Source organism: Rheinheimera sp. UJ51, from assembly GCF_020819615.1.
In the GTDB taxonomy this organism is placed as follows: Bacteria; Pseudomonadota; Gammaproteobacteria; order Enterobacterales; family Alteromonadaceae; genus Alishewanella; species Alishewanella maricola.
The window spans coordinates 48,005-66,081 of the sequence record NZ_JAJHOG010000016.1; the positions used below are offsets into that span (position 1 = coordinate 48,005).

Below are 18,077 nucleotides of genomic sequence, written 5' to 3' on the forward strand. Positions count from 1 at the left end.
CGTTTAATCGAGCTTAGGCGGTGCTTTGGCACTGCCAATACCCCCGCTTAACACCAGTTGTAGCGCTTCAGCGGGTTTCATATCAATTTTTCGGGTGCAGCTACGCGGTACAATAATGGTATAACCGCCCACGTTGTAAGCCATCGGTAAAAAGACGGCTAATTGCTCTTCTTGCATTAAGCTCGACATGCGGTCATCGGCTTGGCCGCCTTGTTTGGTGACAATACCAATCATCTCAATCTCGGATGAGGGCAGCTTAACCAGTACCACTGATCCATCTTTAAAGTTTTTACCCGACATCACATCAATAATATCTTGCAGCATGCCGTAAATTTGTTTGGTACCGGGCAATTTCATCAGCGTTTTGCCGGGTAATTGCCACAGCCAATTTAGGCTACGCCAGCGAGAGCTAAACCCCACTGCAACACAAACTAAGAGAAAACCGACAATCGCTAAACCTGGAAAGTACCATTCACCCGGCAGAACCATTTTAAACAGCGGGGCTAAACTGCTTTCGATGGTATGCAGCAGCCAGCGTAAGATCTCAATGGTGATCACTAAGGGTAAAATGATCACCAAGCCTTTCAATAGGCTTTTCACAAAGATGTTCATGTCATTCCTTTTATGGCTTAGCACTATTTAACGCATGAATGGCAAAACTACCTAACCAATGACCACCTTCGTAACTGTCGCCAATCAGGTTGGGATAGGAGTGCGCAACATGCTGATCGGCAATGGCTTGTAAATGGGCATAGCGTGGGTATTGTTTGGCCAGTACCGATAAATTCCAAGCGCGACTGAAGTTTAAACCATCTAAATGCACCAGTTTACCATCGCTGCGATCGCTAACTTGGCCAACGGCCAGTTTATAGTTCTTATCGGCTAATTGCGGCATAAAGCGGTTTACCCAGCGTAAAAACTGACCGGCAGGTAAAATGCGCTGCATAAGGCCAATTTCTTCTAAGCAAGGCGATAAAAAGTCATAACCACTCGGCTCCCAAGTGATGGGGCAGTTGGCATCGTCTAAATAATAGCTTTTGGCACGCTCACTGATCAGCTGTTGTAACGCGGTATGCTGCAGGGTAAGCGCATAATCGTAAGCAAAGCTTAAACCAAAGGCGGTGTTAGTATGTTCACCCACTCGCACTGGATAAACCAAGCGCGGTAAGAAGTTTTCGTAGCGGCTAACAATCACATCGGCCAGTGGTTGTAAATTTTTAGCCAATTGTTGGCCAAGCGGATCGGGCCAACTGTGCAGCTCTGCGGATAGCTTTAACAACCAGGCCCAGCCATAAGTGCGTTCAAACGACGCATTGATATCTTTGCTAAAAAACGCGACTTCTTGTGCCACTTTTTCAGCGGTGAGATGACGTTTTAAAATGGTTTTAACGTCTTCAGCTTGCGCCAGCTCAGGAAACTGTTTCAGTAAAGTGACCATTGACCAATAGCCATGCACCGCACTGTGCCAATCAAAGCAGCCATAAAATATCGGGTGCACTACCGACGGTTCTTGTAAATCCGCGGCACTGCCCAATACGGTGCCCGTTTTGTATGGATAAGGTGTTTCGACACAATGCAGCGGTAATGTCACCAGCTTGTTAGCTTCGGCTAGGGTCAAGCTATGGCGAGTTGCGGCGGTATTATTCGCCTGGCTGGTAAAACTGAGTGTGGCGACAAAAACCGTGCTGAGCAGGGCGCTTAACTTCATAATGAAACCTTGTTGTCTGCAGATAAGATCAGGTAATGCGTCTAAGACTAAAGCATATTGGTGAGGTTGTTAATGTAAATTCGCCGCCTTTCGTCATTTCGCGGTTTTACATCGGCAAAGTGCTGGGTTGATGCTGCATGGTTGCCTTCGCTATGCTGGTAAATCAGCTGGATGTAATAGCGCTTGCTGCAGTAATTGCTGCAATAAATCAGTGCAGCGAGTACGCAACATGTCACGTAATAAACGCACCGTCGGGGTAATAAGTTGTCGGCTAGGGCAAACTAACCATAATTCAGTTGGCGTGGGTTGGTACTCGGGCAGCAGTCGCTGCACAGTGCCATCTAATAAATGCGCTGACATGTCTAACGCCGATTTGATGGCGACACCTTGCCCAGCAACGCACCAACGCCGCACGAGATCGGCATCGTTAGCCACCCGATTACCGGAGATTTTCACTTTAAAGGTGTCGTTTTGATGCTGAAACTCCCATACGTCTTTTACTAAATCATACAGTTGATAACATAAACCATTATGTGAGGCGAGTTGATGCGGATGCGTGGGAGTGCCATGTGTGGCTAAGTAACTTGGCGCGGCACATAGTACTCTGGGTACATGGCATATTTTAAAGCCATAGAGGCTGGCATCTCTTGGTGCGCCATAGCGTAAGGCTAAATCAACCGGATCACGGTAAAAGTCGACATTGGTATCACTGATATGCGCTTTGATACTCAGCTTTGGGTGCTGCAGCATAAACTCATCTAACCACGGTAAAATAATATTGCGGCCCAGATCTGACGATAAAGCCAGCCGTAGTTCGCCATCAATAATGTGCTGTTCATCTTTTAGATTTTGGCCGGCTTGTTGTAATAGTTGCAGAGCGTGTTCACATTGCGGGATAAATTTTTCACCTTGTGGCGATAAGCGTAATTGTCGGGTTGTGCGTACAAACAGTTCTGCACCTAACGCTTGCTCTACCCGTTTTAGAGCCGCACTGGCGGTGGCAGCTTGCATGTTTAAACTGGTTGCGGCTGCCGTGATACTGCGAAACTCAGCCACTTTCAATACCACCCATAAATCTTGTATTTGCATTCGATACTCAAATATTTTTTGATAATAAAACAAATATTGCATTGTTTATCATTGTAAAAGCAAGCGCTATGCTACATCCCTCATTCAATAACGTTTCGGAGCAACAACATGAAAGCCATCGGGTACCATGCAAATAAAGCCATTACTGAACCGCACGCCTTAGTCGATATCGAATTGCCGCAACCGATCGCCTCGGGTCGCGATGTGTTAGTCAAGGTACAGGCAATTGCCGTTAATCCGGTCGACTTTAAGATCCGGCAAAATGCGCAACCGGCAGCAGGTGAGTATCGGGTACTGGGTTGGGATGCCGTGGGTGAAGTGGTCGCGGTGGGTGATGAAGTGGCGTTGCTCAGTGTTGGGCAACAAGTGTATTACGCAGGGGATCTAACACGGCAGGGCAGTAATGCAGAATATCAATTAGTTGATGAGCGTATTGTCGGTAATAAACCCAGCAATTTAACCGCGGCCGAAGCGGCGGCCTTACCCTTAACCACCATTACTGCTTATGAATTATTGTTTAAGCAGTTGGGCATGCAGCAGCAAGTTGTAGGACAAACACAAAAAACGGCGGAAGTGCTGTTAGTGGTGGGCGCCGCTGGCGGTGTGGGCTCTATGTTACTGCAATTGGCTAAAGCTTTAACGGGTGCAACCATTATTGCTACGGCGTCGCGTGACAGCTCGAAAGCTTGGGTCAAGGCATTAGGCGCGGATTATGTGGTTGATCACAGCAAACCTTTAGCGGCTCAAATTAACGCTTTAGGGATAGCGGCGGTCACCCATGTTGCAAGTTTGAACCATACAGAACGTTATGTAGATGATTATGTCGAGGTGTTACAGCCCTTCGGTAAGTTAGGTTTGATTGATGATCCGGCCACACTGGAAATTAAAAAGTTAAAGCCAAAGAGCATTTCGCTGCACTGGGAGTTTATGTTTACTCGCTCAATGTTTAAAACGGCCGATATGCTAGAGCAGCGTCATTTGCTCAATCAGGTAGCGGCATTGATTGAACAAGGTGTTATGCGCACTACGCTTGGGCAGCATTTTGGGCAAATTAATGCTGCAAACTTAATTCGCGCCCATGCCGAACTGGAGTCTGGCCAAGCTATCGGAAAAATTGTATTAGAAGGGTTTTAAGCCATTTCAGCAATCGCATGGCGATAACGCGGATCCCTGACTACCTTTAGCAAAGGGCAACCATAACGGTGTGCCCTTGCACGGTAGCGCCAATATCGGCGCAGCGGGGGATCAGATGCAGCAGACAGGGATAGCAACACCCATAGTGGCGGTAAGCACCGCCACAGTGCTTTTTATCGGTCGCACCGAATATGGCATTGTTGCTAAACCGATATTAATTGACAGCTTGGCGCAATATCGGCAGTTATTTCAAACACCGCAAAAAGACCTGCCGGGACACGGCAAACTGCACGATAGCAAGCTTGCTTCAGCAATGAATCAAGCGGTGATGACGTTTTATGCCAATAACGGTAACAAAGCCTATATTTGCCCTGTGGCTGATGACGATTTACAGCCGCTTTATCAAAAAGTGTTAACTGCTTATGTTGATTTCAGCCTGATTGTTTTGCCTGGGCTATATTGGAGCGGGACAAAACACAGTGCCGCGAATGAGGCGATTAAAACTTCGCTGGCGTTTTGTCAGCAGTCTCGTCGCTGCATATTGCTGTTAGATATCGCGCCGACAGTGCAACTGCACAGTGCCGCCGATGTTGCTGCCTTACAGTTACCTTCATCAAGCTATGCCGTGTTGTATTATCCATGGTTAACGATGCCTGATCCCAGCTATCAGCCCCGAACGAAAAGCGGGGTGTTGCCAGCGCTCATTGTTCCACCTTCAGCCGCAGCGGCGGCGATTTACGGCACTATGGATAGCAAAAACGGTGTTTGGAAAGCGCCAGCAGGTACTACGGCAAAACTTTATGACGCCTGCAATTTGCGGCTGCCGATAAGCAATACCTTGCTGCAGCAGCTCAATCCATTAGGGATTAATTGCCTAAGAGCGTTACCCAAGGCAGACACTGTGCTTTGGGGTGGGCGTACCTTGGCATCGGCGGCCGAGCCAGAATGGCGGTATCTTTCAGTGCGGCGCACCGCTATCTTTATTGAGCAAAGTATTTTACACAACCTTGAGTGGGCTCACGCTGTGGAAAACAGTGAGCCACTGTGGCAAGCGGTACGCAGTAATGTGGAACAGTTTCTGCTCTCGCTATTTCAAGCCGGGGCTATGAAAGGCACGGTGCCGAAAGAGGCTTTTTTTGTACGTTGTGGCTTGGGGCAGACAATGACCGTGCAAGATATCCTCCAGCAGCAGCTGATTCTCTTATGCGGCGTGGCTTTGCTTAAGCCGGCAGAGTTTGTCATTCTTAGGTTAGTGTATCCTCTTAGCGTGCCATAGTTAAAGCGGCATAGTTAACGCGACATAGTTAACTGGCAGCCTACCTTTACAGCTCCGCGATCTCTTTAGCCTGTGTCGGTGTGTGCGCTGCGGCAGAAACTCAACTCTGATGTTGGCTTATGTTAAACTGGCGTCAATTTGGTTTTGCCTGCATGTTCGCGCAGAGCCTGTCGTTTTCTTCGATTTTCAGGAGCCTTTGTGACTGCTTTATCTAGCTTATATCCACAACCCTTATGGCAATGGTTTGCGCAAATTTGTGCCATTCCTCATCCTTCAAAACATGAACAAGCACTTAGCCGGCATATTCAAGCCTGGGCGCGAGATAAAGGCTTAGCCGTGCATGAAGATCAGGTTGGCAACTTAATTATTAAAAAAACCGCTACTGCGGGCATGGAAAACCGTAAAGCCGTGGTTATTCAAGCGCACCTTGATATGGTGCCACAGAAAAATGCCGATAAAGTGCATGATTTTACAAAAGATCCTATTGATGCTTACGTTGATGGCGAATGGGTCACGGCACGTGGCACCACGCTGGGCTCAGACAACGGTATCGGTATGGCATCTGCGTTAGCCATCTTAGGCAGTGATGACATTAAACACGGCCCATTAGAAGTGTTACTCACGGTAGATGAAGAAGCGGGCATGACGGGCGCTTTTGCTTTGCAACCCGGTGTGCTAGAAGCGGAAATTTTAATTAATACCGACTCAGAGCAAGAGGGTGAAATCTACATGGGCTGCGCCGGTGGTGTAGACGCCGAATTTAGTGTGCCGATGCAATGGCAACCGATCCCTGCAGGACATCAAGCATTTCGGTTAAGTTTAACCGGTTTAAAGGGCGGCCACTCGGGCGTGAATATTCACTTAGGTCGCGGTAATGCCGCCAAACTATTAGCGCGCTTTTTAGTGATGTCGGCCGCTGAGTTAGGTTTACGGATCAGTGAAATAGTCGGCGGCTCTTTACGAAATGCCATTCCGCGTGAAGCCGGTGTTACGGTGACCTTGCCTGCGGCGAATCAAGCTTTGTTAGCTGAAAAAGTCGCGGCTTTTGAAGCGTTATTACAGCAAGAGTTAGCGGCTATTGAGCCGGCGATCCGCTTTGCTATGGCGGAAACCATTTTACCCTCACAAGTCATGGCGCCACAGTGTGAACAAACGCTATTAAACTTATTACATGCTTGTCCGAATGGCGTGATGCGGATGAGTGATGACGTGGAGGGTGTGGTAGAAACCTCGTTAAACTTAGGTGTGATCACCACCGATGGCGACAGTGTACAGGTGGTGTGTTTAATTCGCTCACTGATCGATTCTGGCCGTGAGCATGTCGAGTCGGTATTGACCAGTTTGGCGGCATTAGCCGGTGTCTCGATCAAATTTAACGGTGCTTATCCAGGTTGGAAGCCGGATCCTGATTCACCGGTAATGGCTATCGTTAAAGCCACTTACGAAGACATCTACAATAAAGAGCCAGTGATAATGGTGATCCATGCGGGTTTAGAATGTGGTTTATTTAAAAAGCCTTATCCTGAGATGGATATGGTATCGATTGGCCCAACCATTCGTTATCCGCATGGCCCTGACGAAATGGTGAATATCGAAACGGTCGGCCAGTATTGGCAATTGCTGTTAGCGGTACTAGAACGTATTCCGGAAAAGACCGCAGCTTAAGTCACTAAGCCAGCCGCAGTAAGCCATTACTGCGGCTTTTTCTTGGGCCAGCGCACTATTTGCAGCTGCCAATCCAAATCCAATTGTCAGTCGCCACCCCGATCCGTTCGGCTTCTTTTAAGAAAGGCGCACATTTTGCCGCCGTTAATTGCGGTTGGCGTGCCAGTAGCCAAGCGTAATCCGTATTAGGGCCTATTACCAAGGCAATTTGATAATCGGCATCTAACATGGCGATATTATAGCCGCCATAGAAAGGCCCAAAAAACGACACTTTTAAGCGGCCAACATCAGGGGCTTCCACAAAGTAAGCTTTGCCATTGGCGGTGTTCCAGCGTTGCTTTTTAGCATCGTAGCCACGGTTAATAACAGTCACACCACCATCATCACGCCGTTGATATTCTGCGGTAACTTGGGTTAAGCCTCGCTCAAAAGAATGATCTAACCGGGCAATTTCATGCCAGGTACCAAGATAGCGCTCTAGCTCAAAAGGTTGCACCGGCGATACGCCATCAGGTACCGAGGTACAGCTGGTCAGAAAAAAGATGAAGATCCAGAAAAAACGCATAACCACTCCTGTTTAAATATTTCGCAGATGATTAATCGACTCGGCGATTCTATACGTTTAACAAGCTTAACAGTGTCAAAAAGCAGATGATATGGACAAAAATATTCTTGGCGGTGCGCTAGAGGCGTGTTGCTACTCACCGATGACCGGCTATTTTCGTGATGGTTTTTGCAAAACAACCGCACAAGATAGCGGCAGTCATGTGCTGTGTGGTCAAATCAGCAGTGAGTTTTTAGCTTTTACCTTAAGTCAGGGCAATGATCTGACTACGCCCCGGCCCGAGTGGCATTTCCCGGGCTTACAACCGGGCGATTTTTGGTGTCTTTGTGCCATGCGTTGGTTAGAAGCCGAGCAGGCCGGCGTTGCGCCCTTATTAAAGCTATCGGCTTGTCATAGCAAAGCGCTGCAGTTTGCCGAATTAGCGTTGTATCAGCAGTATGCGCTTAAGGAGTAACGATGCAGATCTTATCTGAAGAAGATGTCTCTCGTATTGTCGAAATGGCTTGGGAAGATCGTACGCCGTTTGAGGCGATCGAAGGGCTGTATGGCTTAGATGAAAGTGCGGTGATTAAATTAATGCGCAAAACACTCAAATCCGGAAGTTTTCGGCTATGGCGAGCGCGAGTAACGGGCCGTAAAACGAAACATTTACAGTTACGTGATCCCGCCGTTAGTCGGGCCTATTGTCCAACACAATATAAGCGTTAGGGTTGTTTCCATTGGGCTGAACGTCTAGGCTGGTTAGTCGCGATACAAGGAGACCGATGCGATGCTGACTAACGTAGATGCGAGTTTATTGAAAACCTGTTCCTTTATTAATGGCCAATGGCAAGCCGGCCCTGATAGTTTTGCCGTAACAAACCCTGCAACACAACAGGTGCTGCTGGACGTGCAGGGCGCTAATGCCGACATGGCAGAGGTTGCGGTAGTCGCCGCGGCGGCGGCCCAAGCCGCCTGGGCTGCCCAACCGGCTCAACAGCGAGCCTCAGTATTATTGCGCTGGCAGCAGTTGTTGTTGCAGCATAAAACTGATTTAGCCCTGCTACTCACTTTAGAACAAGGCAAGCCGCTAACGGAAGCGGCGGCAGAAATCGAATATGGGGCTTCTTACCTGCAATGGTTTGCCGAAGAAGCGAAACGACTTTACGGCGACCTCATTCCTGCACCGGCCTCAGATAAACGCATTTTAGTTCAGCGACAGCCAGTGGGCGTTGTGACCGCGATCACCCCTTGGAATTTCCCCAATGCCATGATGATGCGCAAAGCCGCTGCGGCTTTGGCTGCAGGCTGTAGTTTTGTGGTCAAGGTAGCCCAGCAAACCCCCTTGTCTGCCTTAGCTTGTGCCGAATTAGCGCAACAAGCCGGTGTGCCATCAGGCATCTTCAATGTGTTGGTTGGCACTGATGCCCAGGGCATAGGTGAGGTGCTCACGCAACATCCCAAGGTGAATAAATTCAGCTTTACCGGTTCAACTGCCGTTGGTAAAAAACTGCTACAACAGTGCGCGACTGGAGTAAAACGGGTGAGCATGGAGCTTGGTGGCAATGCGCCTTTTATTGTGTTTGCCCATGCCGATTTAGAGCAAGCGGTATCAGGCCTGCTGGCGGCGAAGTTTCGTAATGCCGGCCAAACCTGTGTGTGCGCCAATCGTATTTTAGTTGAAGAAAGCGTGTTACCAGACTTTTTAGCGATGCTATTACCCAAAGTGAAGGCACTAAAAATGGCCGCTGGCGAGCAAGAGGGCGCGCAAATTGGCCCCTTAATTGATGAAAAAGCCATCCAAAAAGTAGAGCACCTGGTTGAAAAAGCCTTGGCATCAGGGGCTGTGTTGCATTGTGGCGGTCAGCGCCAAGCCGTGGATAGTTTATTTTACCCTGCCACAGTATTAACCGATGTTCGTGCTGATATGGAAATAGCACAACAAGAGATCTTTGGCCCGGTCGTGGCCATCAGTAGTTTTAACAGCGAGGCGCAAGCGATACAACTTGCCAATGCCACTGAATATGGCTTGGCGGGTTATTTTTACAGCCAAGATTTAGCGCAAGTGTTTCGTGTGGCCGATGCCTTACAATTTGGCATGCTGGGTATTAATGAAGGCATTATCTCTAATGCTGCGGCACCTTTTGGTGGCATCAAGCAGTCAGGATATGGGCGTGAAGGGTCAAAATACGGGCTAGATGATTATACCGATTTAAAGTATTTGTACCTTGGTGGGCTTTAAACGGGGGATGGACAAATCGTTGCTCAGCTAACGGCTTGTTCAGCCACAAAGCGCCTTAGTTGTTAGTGAGATAGTCGCTCTTGTGATAAAAAAAACCGGCACTTAAGTGATGAGCTTAGGTGCCGGTTTTCGTTTTCGCGCGAATGATCGTGGACCTACTGCGCTGGCGCTTTTTGATAACGCTTAAACCAGGCTAGCGCATGCTCTACCTTCGCAATCATCCAAGATGGCCGATTAGTCACACCATGATAAGCATCAGGCACCCGCACCATAGCAGTATCCACTTGGCGCAGCTTTAATGCTTGATAATACTGCTCTGTTTCGGAAATGGGCGTGCGGCGGTCTTTCTCACCGGTAAACAGCAGTACCGGCGTTTTCACATTGCCGACTAAGGATAACGGTGAGCGCTGCCAATAATGGGCTTGATGCTCCCAAGGCACCCCAGGGAATTGGTTCTGAATTTGTCCAATATAGCTATCGGCAGTCAGTACCTTGGTGGTCCAGTTCACCACCGGGTTCGTGGCGGCTGCTGCGTTAAAACGATCGGTTAACCCCACGGCATAAGCCGTGGCAATACCGCCGGCTGAGCCGCCAGCGATGTACAGATTGTTTTCATCGATAAAGCCTTTGGCAATCATCGCGTCAACGCCTGACATATGATCTTGGTAATCAAACTCTGACGAGTAATTAAAGTGCAATAGCATGGCAAAGCGTTCGCCGTAACCGGTACTGCCGCGATAATTGTTATAAAACACCACATAACCTTCAGCTGCATAGCGCTGTAATTCAGCGGCGAACTGTGGGCCATAGGCTAGGTGTGGGCCACCATGAATTTCGACTAACAGCGGATATTTTTTGTTTGGGTCAAAATTCGGCGGGGTAATATACCAGCCCTGAATTTCTTCATTACCCGCAGTAGAGGTATAACGAATTTCCTCTACTTTACCCAACTGGCGTTGCTGCAATAAGCCGCTATTTAAAGCCGTGAGGGTGCGGCTTTTATTTTTCGAGTAAACCGCTACATCGGCTGGACGCTGGCTAGTGCCTTGGGTGTAAGCCAAGGTGCCGTCATTGGCCACACTGAACATGCCGCTTAAATAAGGCCGACCTAATGAGGTACCGCCGAGATCGTTAACCAAGTCGGTCATGCGATCACGGGTACTGATTTGCGCAACTTTAGTTTGCCCTTGATCAGCATATTGAAACACTAAAGTGCTGTTGTCGACCCAGTTAGGGCTTTCAACGCTGCGATCCAAGTTGGCGGCAAGATCGCTGAATTTACCTGAATCTAACGCTAACAATTTAAGTTTAGTGTTGCTGTAAGAAACGGCAGCTGGGCTGCTAAAGGTAAAGGCCAAGGTTTTACCGTCGGGTGATAAAGCGGGTTCGCTTTCTGCACCATCAAGGCGGGTTAATTGAGTCAGTTGCTGATTGTTAATGCTAACTTTATACAGATCGCCTTGGTTGCTTTGATATTCCCAGTCGGCATTACGGTTAGCCGAGAAAATTAGGTTATTGTTATCTTTGGTCCAAACAACTGGCCCGCGATGCGCATAAGGGCCTTCAGTGAGTTGCTGCTCTACACCGCCTTCACTGGGTAAGACAAATAACTGGTTATACGCAGAGCGCATTACACCTCGGCCATCGGCCTGATAATAAGTGCGTTCTACTACGATGGGGCTTTGCGACCAATTCGCTCCTGCCGGTTTTTTCGGTTGATAAACACTTTTCGCAAAATCGGTAGTGGGGGCGCTCACTTCAGCCATAAATGCAATGCGCTTACCATCAGGAGACCAACTCAGTTGCGAGGGGCGCACTTGCAGTTGGCTAATGGCTGCGGTTTTTTGTTCTGCTAGCCAGTGCACGAAGATTTGGCTGCTGCCATCACGATCCGAGACAAAGGCAATACGTTTACTGTCAGGGGCCCAGCGTGGTTGGCTGTAACTGAACTTATCGGCAAAGAGCGGCGAGTGCTTGCCGCTTGCGACCTCGATTAACCATAGGTTACTCTCGGTACGATCCGTCATAATGTTGTTCTGTTGGCGCACATAAACAATGTATTTGCCATCAGGCGAGATCTGTACATCATTCGCCGCCGCCAGTTTAAAAATATCTTCAGCTTGAAATGGGGTGGTGCTAGCCGCTATTGCGGGCGCAACACCTAGCGCAGTGGCGAGTGCAAGCATCGGGAAAATGTTCATAAAACCTCGAGAGATTAACAGGATTCGATTCACCATATAGGCTATGCAATAACAGACAAGATCAGATCAGTTGAAGTTGCGGAATAACGAGATAATTGTAAGTAAACTGCATTTGGGATATCGCCAGCAATTCAGAAGTGCTAATTGTCGACTGTTACGATAAAACCCAGCAAAAAATAGCGGTTTAAAGCTAATACCAATCCGCTTAGTGTTTAGCACGATACGGCTGGCTCGGGTAAAACGCTAACTAAGCAGGGTGGGTTTAAAACCTGAGTTTTCAGCGGGCCAGCTATCGGTTCGTGTCTGTAACCCTTTCTACTTGTTTGAAAGCTGTAAGGCTTCACTCCAACAACATAAACGTGAGTAAAAGACGGTTTTCTTGATCATTTCAAACATCCCTGTTTTCGTGGTTGACAGCGCGGTGTTCAGTTTTGCAACGTTAACTATGTGCTACTTCAAATCAACTAAACATGCCGCAAGATTTTCCTGACTTAAATCGGCAGATAAAATTTGCTGCTGACTATCGAGCAAGTTAGCGTCTTGTGGTGCTAACTGCAGTGCCATATTGATCAGGGCGATGGCTTTACGCTGGCAGCCTAGCTCACTGGATAACATCGCGTAGTTGTTTAAATAACTCACTTCATTTTTGGCGTAAGGTAAGCCTTTGGCAAACCATTGTGCCGCGTAGTTGGGTTGGCTATTAAAATAATGATTCCCTAATAAAAAATAAGGTAGCCAGTAATCAGGCCATTGCTGTGTGGCACTAATTAGTGCAGCTACACCGGCTTCAGCTTGTTGCGTGTTCAGTAAATCATGGCAAGCTTTGCTGTAAATAAAAGGGTCTAAGTGCGGGCTGGTGATGTGGCTAGGTAACATGGCCAGCATCCAGTATTTACCGCGTTGCCAAGTGCGCTCAAAAGTGGCGAAGTTCAAGCGATGCGCTGCGGTAACACCGCTATGTAAAATGATTTCTGCCTTACTCAAATCGTAACCAATCGCCACGGCATAATGCCACTGTGGCAACCAAGCTACAGAATTGTTCTGTAACACAATAACCGGAATATCTTCCGCCAGTAGCTGCAATAATTGTTGCATGCTGCCACGTTGCTGATAAGCAACCAACCCAAGTTGCCGAGTGGCTGCGGCCATTTCAATTTGCAGGGTACCTTCAAGACCCGGGGTAAAGGTATGGGCCGCGATAGTATCCGGTGACGCCTCAAGCCCATGAAAATTGGCCACTTCCGCTAAGGTGGTTGGGCCACAGTAAAATTGTTGTTGTGGATAAAAGGGCACTTGCGCGATAAGATGAGAAAAAGTGATGTTGGGTGGTTCGCGCAGTAATTGTTGTGTTTGTGGCGGCGTTTGACAGGCAGACATTAACAATACGGTCAAAATAAAACCAGCCCAAGGGCTGGTCTGCAGTAGCTTACGTGACAACACTTATCGGCCGATAGGGCGAATAAACGGATATACGTCGGTCAAGCCCATTAAATCTAAAACCGCAACAACAACTAATACCGTGATTACGGTACCAATAACACCGCCCGCGGGCATATCATTTAACTGTGCGTTTAACGCGGCTAATTCTTCACTGGTCATATTCGCAATGCGTTTTTCTGCATCCGCAGGGCTAACACCTAACTCAACGAGTTTGCTTTGCACATCGGCGTTATTTACAAATGATAACACTTGCTGCTTATTAAACTGATATTGCTGGCTCTCAATGACCTGGCTAGAGCTATAAACCCCAGCGGTTGCATGGCCCATACCCAGAATTAACATCGAACTGATAATGCCGACTTTTAATACGTTTTTCATCATGAAATATATCCTTAATGCGTTGTTTATCAGGTTAAATCTGCTTTAAATGAAAAAGTCATAAGGAAGCAAAAATGCTGAAGCCCTTAGAGAGTAGACGATAGCTGATTACTGCGCAATAGCGTGTTTTTTTCAAGTCGTAAAGTGCTCATCTTTACGACGCTCAGATGCAGCAATGTTGGCTAGGTGTCAGCAATTAACTTGTGCCTTACTTGTAAATACATTTTTTATCCGTATTTACATGAAAATGAGGAAGTACATATTCAGCAATAGCGTTCATACTTTCTTCAACCGACGCGTCATTCCGTCTAAAGTGCAGCCCGATATGGTTAACGCCTGCCGCTTTCATCGCTGAAAGCTCTTCGATTAAACCGTTAATTCCTGTTTTAACACCAAAGCGATGTCGTTCTATTGGTGCATTTGGGTTATCGATAAAGTCTAGATGGATAAAACTTACATAAGGTTTATCCCCTGCAACACTTCGCCAAAGTTCAACTCTTTGGCAATGATCTTCAGGCGTACCGGGGTAGGCCAACCATCCATCTAAGTGAGCGCCAATCCATTCAGGAGTTTGTTGTGCAAGACCTGCAACATAGAGTGGGTATGCAGGAACATGCGGAAGGATCGCTTGGCCAGCCTCAAGTTTTGAAGCTGACGTGTCTTTAATGACTTGCACTGCGTTTCTAAATAACTCCCCGCGAGAACGATAATCCACTTTAAAAAGAGGATATTCAGATGGCCTATCGCCGCTTGCAACACCGAGTATTAATCGGTTATCACTTAGCTCCATAACAGTATTAGCGGCTTTCTTGACCAGCCAAGGTTGTCTAAGAGGCAACACTATGGCGGCAGTGCCAAGTAAAATGTTCTTAGTAACGCCAGCTAAGAACCCCAAGTAAGTGAATGCCTCAAAAACTTGAGCCGCATCACCAAAATTGGGATCGTACAACGGAACGTCTCTAACCCATGCAGTGCTAAAACCCAATTCATCCGCTAATACAACTCGCTCTTTATGCAGAGCCATATCGGGTACACCAAAGGCTCTTTTATCGCGCATTCTCTTTATTTGCCCATCCTTTGACCAATCATTGTCCAGAGGCAACTCAACTCCTATTGAAAATCCAAGTTGCTGTAACTTATCAAAACCCATATCAGTATCCTTGATGGGGGGCTCGCCCCCACTTTATTGATGACTAGACTTTTGCTTGATCACGAGCATCTAAGAAACCAGACACTCTGGTCAGAATAATGGCGAACACCACAATCAATGCTCCGATCCAAGGTGTGTCAATCAGCGCCATATCTTCGACCACCATGCCGCCAATAATCGAACCTATGGCAATACCCACATTAAATGCCGCAATATTAAGACCTGAAGCGACATCAACGGCATTTGGAGTGTATTTCTCAGCAAGTTGCACAACATATACCTGTAATCCAGGGACGTTACCGAAGGCGAATGCCCCCCAAATAAGTACAGTTAAGACGGCACCAATTTGGTTTCCTGCGGTGAACGTAAAAGCGAACAGCACTACGGCAAGTGCAGTGAAGATGATATGTAGCGCCTTTATCGGGCCCATTTTATCTGCAAGCTTACCGCCCCAAATATTTCCGAACGCCACCGAAACACCATATACCAGCATAATTAAGCCAATTGAGCTTGATTCGAAACCTGATACTTGTTCCAAAATAGGCGCTAAGTAGGTAAACGCGACAAAAGTACCGCCGTAACCAACAGCCGTCATTGCATAAACCAGCAGCAATCTTGGTTGGGTTAACACTTTAAGTTGTTCGGATAACTTTGCCGGCGCCGCTTGCTTTAAGTTCGATGGAACAAGGATTGCGCTTCCAATCAACGCCACAAACCCCAGTATGGAGACAATTAAAAAAGTCGCTCTCCAGCCTAACTCTTGACCGATCCAAGTACCCAGAGGGACACCCGTTACTAAAGCTACCGTTAAACCGGTAAACATGATGGCGATGGCGCTCGCTTCTTTATCTTTGCTGACTAAACTCGTAGCAATAGTGGAACCGATGGAAAAAAACACACCATGTGCAAGCCCTGTTAATATGCGAGCAATAATAAGCGTTTCGTAACTTGGCGCTTGCCAAGCAAGTAAGTTACCCATAACGAAAAGTGCCATGAGCGTGAGTAATACTGACTTTCTATTCCAGCGGCCAGTTAAAGCAGTCAGTACTGGGGCACCAATTGCTACACCTAGCGCGTATAAACTAATCAGTAAGCCAGCGGATGGTAAAGAAACGCCTAAATCAGCCGCTATGGTTGGGATAAGGCCAACAATAACGAATTCTGTCGTTCCTATTGCAAATGCACTTAATGTCAGTGCGAGTAATGCTAAGGGCATATCTATAATCCTCAAGTAGTTTAAGTAAGGCGATTTTCAACTATTGAGGTACTTGCAAAAACAGTATTAAAGACAAAACACTTTTGACAAAATTGCAATAATCAGCTGGGATTTATTGCGGTATTTATTATAAAGTGACCTCTAGATTGTTATAACAAAGAGCTATTCCATGATGGTAAAAGCGAAAACGGAAGATCTAGAGAACTTTATTACGGTTGTCGATTGTGGGAGTTTTACCGCAGCGGCAAACTTGCTTAATACGCAAGTGGCAACAATATCACGCTCAATTGCGCGTTTAGAAAAAGAGTTAGCCGTTACCTTACTAAACCGCAGTACGAGAAGAATAGAGCTGTCAGAGGAAGGGCATCTGTTTCTGAAATATGCCAAAGAAGGCTTAGATACGCTTAGCCGAGGAGAAGAAGAATTAAATAACCTTAAAGGTGTGCCGAAAGGGCGATTAAGGGTAGATGCTGCAAGCCCTTTTCTATTTCATCAAGTTATCCCTTATATTGAAGACTTTCAAATAGCGTATCCAGACATTCAATTAGACCTTATTTCAAATGAAAATATTATTGATTTAATTGAAAAGAAGACCGATGTTGCCATTCGGATCGGTAAGTTGGCAGATTCTAATTTACATGCAAAAAAACTGGGTAACAGTACACTGCATATCGTTGCGAGCCCACGATATTTAGCTAAGACCCGCATTCCAAAACACCTGTCTGAACTCAAACACCATGCTTTAATCGGTTTTGCTGATTCGGCAAAGCTAAACAATTGGTTTTTAAAGGAAGACATCGAATTACGCCCCAGAATTACCGCAAGTAACGGTGAAGCGTTAAGACAGCTTGCCTTAAATGGCAATGGTATAGCATTGCTATCAAACTTCATGATCAGAAAAGACCTCGAGAATAACCGCCTTGTAGAGTTGCTACCCGGCACAGTCACTTCCCCTAATCCTCGAGAAGAGATCCACGCGGTCTATTATAAAAACTCGGCGGTATCGTCAAGAATTTCGGCATTTGTTAATTTTTTCTCAAAGAAATTTAGTTTATAAAATGTTCACTCCGAGTTGCTGTTGCAGGCCTTATGTCAAAACATATTCCATGAGTAATCGTCAAAGCTAATGCCTGTAAATAAATGGCCTTAACTCTGCCATCGGACAAAGATTGACAGTGTTTATGTACTCTCCAGGATTGCCAATGGATAACCTGCGTTCCTAAAAAATGAATTTGTCATGCCAAATTTTACTCTAAATAATTCTGACACACCTGCAAGTGTTTTCTGAACTGCACCCTATTGTATTTCTGGTGTTTATTGTTGCTTGAGTAAATTCTGATTGGTGTTACATTCAGCAGTGAATTTTCTAAAATATCAGGTTTAACTATGAATAAAACACTCTTATCTTTATTGCTTTGTTTGACTTTTGGCGTTACTGCTGGCCCTGCATATGATTTATTTGGCGACGGTGTATTTAGTCTGAAATGGGGTGCTCAGCCTGAAAGTGTAATGGCAACTTACCCAAGTGGAAAAAAAACAAAAAACTTTGGTATAACCTTAATCGAAATAAAAGATGACAGAGCGGTGTTTGGTTTAAACCGGAGCAAGAACGATACCATAAGATTTGCTTTCGACTCTGAAAACAGATTATCTGGGGTTTCGATTGATTTTAGTCCAAATGATTTTCCTATGTTACATCAGAAATTAATTACTCAATTCGGCCAGCCTCAGAGCCCACCATCAGTTATGTCAGGTACAGTAATTTTAGTTTGGGAAAATGACAATGGGGTAATTTTGTCTTTAAATCGCCAAGCAAGAGTTACTTCACTTAGTATAGGTTTTGATGCTCTGCAAAAACCAAAAAATACTAAAGAGGATTTAGGGTTTTAACAAAAGTGAAATGGTATTTTCATACCATTCCATCTTGTTTTCTGCTCTAATTGTACTCACCAAATCATCACACTCTGAGTCTTATGAATCATACTGCTGAAGACATCCTTAAGCTTTCTCGCGCCGAGAAAAATGGGCGTAAGC

17 protein-coding genes are annotated in these 18,077 nt (G+C 46.5%); 8 read left to right on the forward strand and 9 right to left on the reverse strand.

What is annotated here, in order from left to right; translation table 11 throughout:
• Positions 1-3 precede the first annotated feature (3 nt).
• The 3 genes from LMJ53_RS15360 to LMJ53_RS15370 all read right to left on the reverse strand — a co-directional run bounded on the left by LMJ53_RS15360 (position 4) and on the right by LMJ53_RS15370 (position 2,797).
• The gene (locus LMJ53_RS15360; RefSeq protein ID WP_229588116.1) at positions 4-612 is read right to left on the reverse strand and encodes a DUF502 domain-containing protein; all 609 of its coding nucleotides are present in this window, start codon (positions 610-612) and stop codon (positions 4-6) included.
• A 10-nt stretch (positions 613-622) separates the two neighbouring features.
• On the reverse strand, positions 623-1,708 hold the full coding sequence (locus LMJ53_RS15365) for a DUF2891 domain-containing protein (protein ID WP_229588117.1): 1,086 nt from the start codon (positions 1,706-1,708) through the stop codon (positions 623-625).
• A 150-nt stretch (positions 1,709-1,858) separates the two neighbouring features.
• Positions 1,859-2,797: a LysR family transcriptional regulator gene (locus tag LMJ53_RS15370; protein WP_229588119.1), complete on the reverse strand. Its 939-nt coding sequence runs from the start codon at positions 2,795-2,797 to the stop codon at positions 1,859-1,861.
• A 108-nt stretch (positions 2,798-2,905) separates the two neighbouring features.
• Between LMJ53_RS15370 and LMJ53_RS15375 the strand changes: the two genes are divergently transcribed.
• The 3 genes from LMJ53_RS15375 to LMJ53_RS15385 all read left to right on the forward strand — a co-directional run bounded on the left by LMJ53_RS15375 (position 2,906) and on the right by LMJ53_RS15385 (position 6,872).
• Positions 2,906-3,931, forward strand: a complete 1,026-nt coding sequence (locus LMJ53_RS15375; RefSeq protein ID WP_229588121.1) for a zinc-binding alcohol dehydrogenase family protein — start codon at positions 2,906-2,908, stop codon at positions 3,929-3,931.
• A 115-nt stretch (positions 3,932-4,046) separates the two neighbouring features.
• Complete coding sequence (locus LMJ53_RS15380; protein ID WP_229588123.1) at positions 4,047-5,207, forward strand: phage tail sheath family protein; 1,161 nt, start codon at positions 4,047-4,049, stop codon at positions 5,205-5,207.
• A 198-nt stretch (positions 5,208-5,405) separates the two neighbouring features.
• Entirely contained in the window at positions 5,406-6,872 is a 1,467-nt protein-coding gene (locus LMJ53_RS15385; protein WP_229588125.1) for an aminoacyl-histidine dipeptidase, read from the forward strand.
• 55 nt (positions 6,873-6,927) lie between these two features.
• On the opposite strand, the gene LMJ53_RS15390 is transcribed toward LMJ53_RS15385, so the two are convergent.
• The gene (locus LMJ53_RS15390; protein ID WP_229588126.1) at positions 6,928-7,437 is read right to left on the reverse strand and encodes a lipocalin family protein; all 510 of its coding nucleotides are present in this window, start codon (positions 7,435-7,437) and stop codon (positions 6,928-6,930) included.
• Positions 7,438-7,528: 91 nt separating this feature from the next.
• Here LMJ53_RS15390 and LMJ53_RS15395 point away from each other — a divergent pair, with 91 nt between their 5' ends.
• From LMJ53_RS15395 to LMJ53_RS15405, 3 genes are all read left to right on the forward strand, one after another.
• Complete coding sequence (locus LMJ53_RS15395; protein ID WP_229588128.1) at positions 7,529-7,891, forward strand: DUF2237 family protein; 363 nt, start codon at positions 7,529-7,531, stop codon at positions 7,889-7,891.
• Between the two features lie 2 nt (positions 7,892-7,893).
• Entirely contained in the window at positions 7,894-8,145 is a 252-nt protein-coding gene (locus tag LMJ53_RS15400) for a TIGR03643 family protein (protein WP_229588130.1), read from the forward strand.
• Positions 8,146-8,206: 61 nt separating this feature from the next.
• Positions 8,207-9,658 (forward strand): NAD-dependent succinate-semialdehyde dehydrogenase, encoded by a 1,452-nt coding sequence (locus LMJ53_RS15405; RefSeq protein WP_229588131.1) that lies wholly within the window; start codon positions 8,207-8,209, stop codon positions 9,656-9,658.
• Positions 9,659-9,813: 155 nt separating this feature from the next.
• On the opposite strand, the gene LMJ53_RS15410 is transcribed toward LMJ53_RS15405, so the two are convergent.
• The 5 genes from LMJ53_RS15410 to LMJ53_RS15430 form a co-directional block, all read right to left on the reverse strand.
• Complete coding sequence (locus LMJ53_RS15410) at positions 9,814-11,859, reverse strand: S9 family peptidase (RefSeq protein WP_229588133.1); 2,046 nt, start codon at positions 11,857-11,859, stop codon at positions 9,814-9,816.
• Positions 11,860-12,309: 450 nt separating this feature from the next.
• The gene (locus LMJ53_RS15415) at positions 12,310-13,251 is read right to left on the reverse strand and encodes a PA2778 family cysteine peptidase (RefSeq protein ID WP_229588134.1); all 942 of its coding nucleotides are present in this window, start codon (positions 13,249-13,251) and stop codon (positions 12,310-12,312) included.
• A gap of 48 nt (positions 13,252-13,299) precedes the next feature.
• Complete coding sequence (locus LMJ53_RS15420) at positions 13,300-13,680, reverse strand: PA2779 family protein (protein WP_229588136.1); 381 nt, start codon at positions 13,678-13,680, stop codon at positions 13,300-13,302.
• Between the two features lie 205 nt (positions 13,681-13,885).
• On the reverse strand, positions 13,886-14,827 hold the full coding sequence (locus LMJ53_RS15425) for a TIGR03571 family LLM class oxidoreductase (protein WP_229588138.1): 942 nt from the start codon (positions 14,825-14,827) through the stop codon (positions 13,886-13,888).
• A 43-nt stretch (positions 14,828-14,870) separates the two neighbouring features.
• Entirely contained in the window at positions 14,871-16,043 is a 1,173-nt protein-coding gene (locus LMJ53_RS15430; protein ID WP_229588140.1) for an MFS transporter, read from the reverse strand.
• Between the two features lie 169 nt (positions 16,044-16,212).
• Between LMJ53_RS15430 and LMJ53_RS15435 the strand changes: the two genes are divergently transcribed.
• Both LMJ53_RS15435 and LMJ53_RS15440 read left to right on the forward strand, forming a co-directional pair.
• The gene (locus LMJ53_RS15435) at positions 16,213-17,100 is read left to right on the forward strand and encodes a LysR family transcriptional regulator (RefSeq protein ID WP_229588142.1); all 888 of its coding nucleotides are present in this window, start codon (positions 16,213-16,215) and stop codon (positions 17,098-17,100) included.
• Between the two features lie 329 nt (positions 17,101-17,429).
• Entirely contained in the window at positions 17,430-17,933 is a 504-nt protein-coding gene (locus tag LMJ53_RS15440; RefSeq protein ID WP_229588144.1) for a hypothetical protein, read from the forward strand.
• The last annotated feature ends 144 nt before the right edge of the window (positions 17,934-18,077 follow it).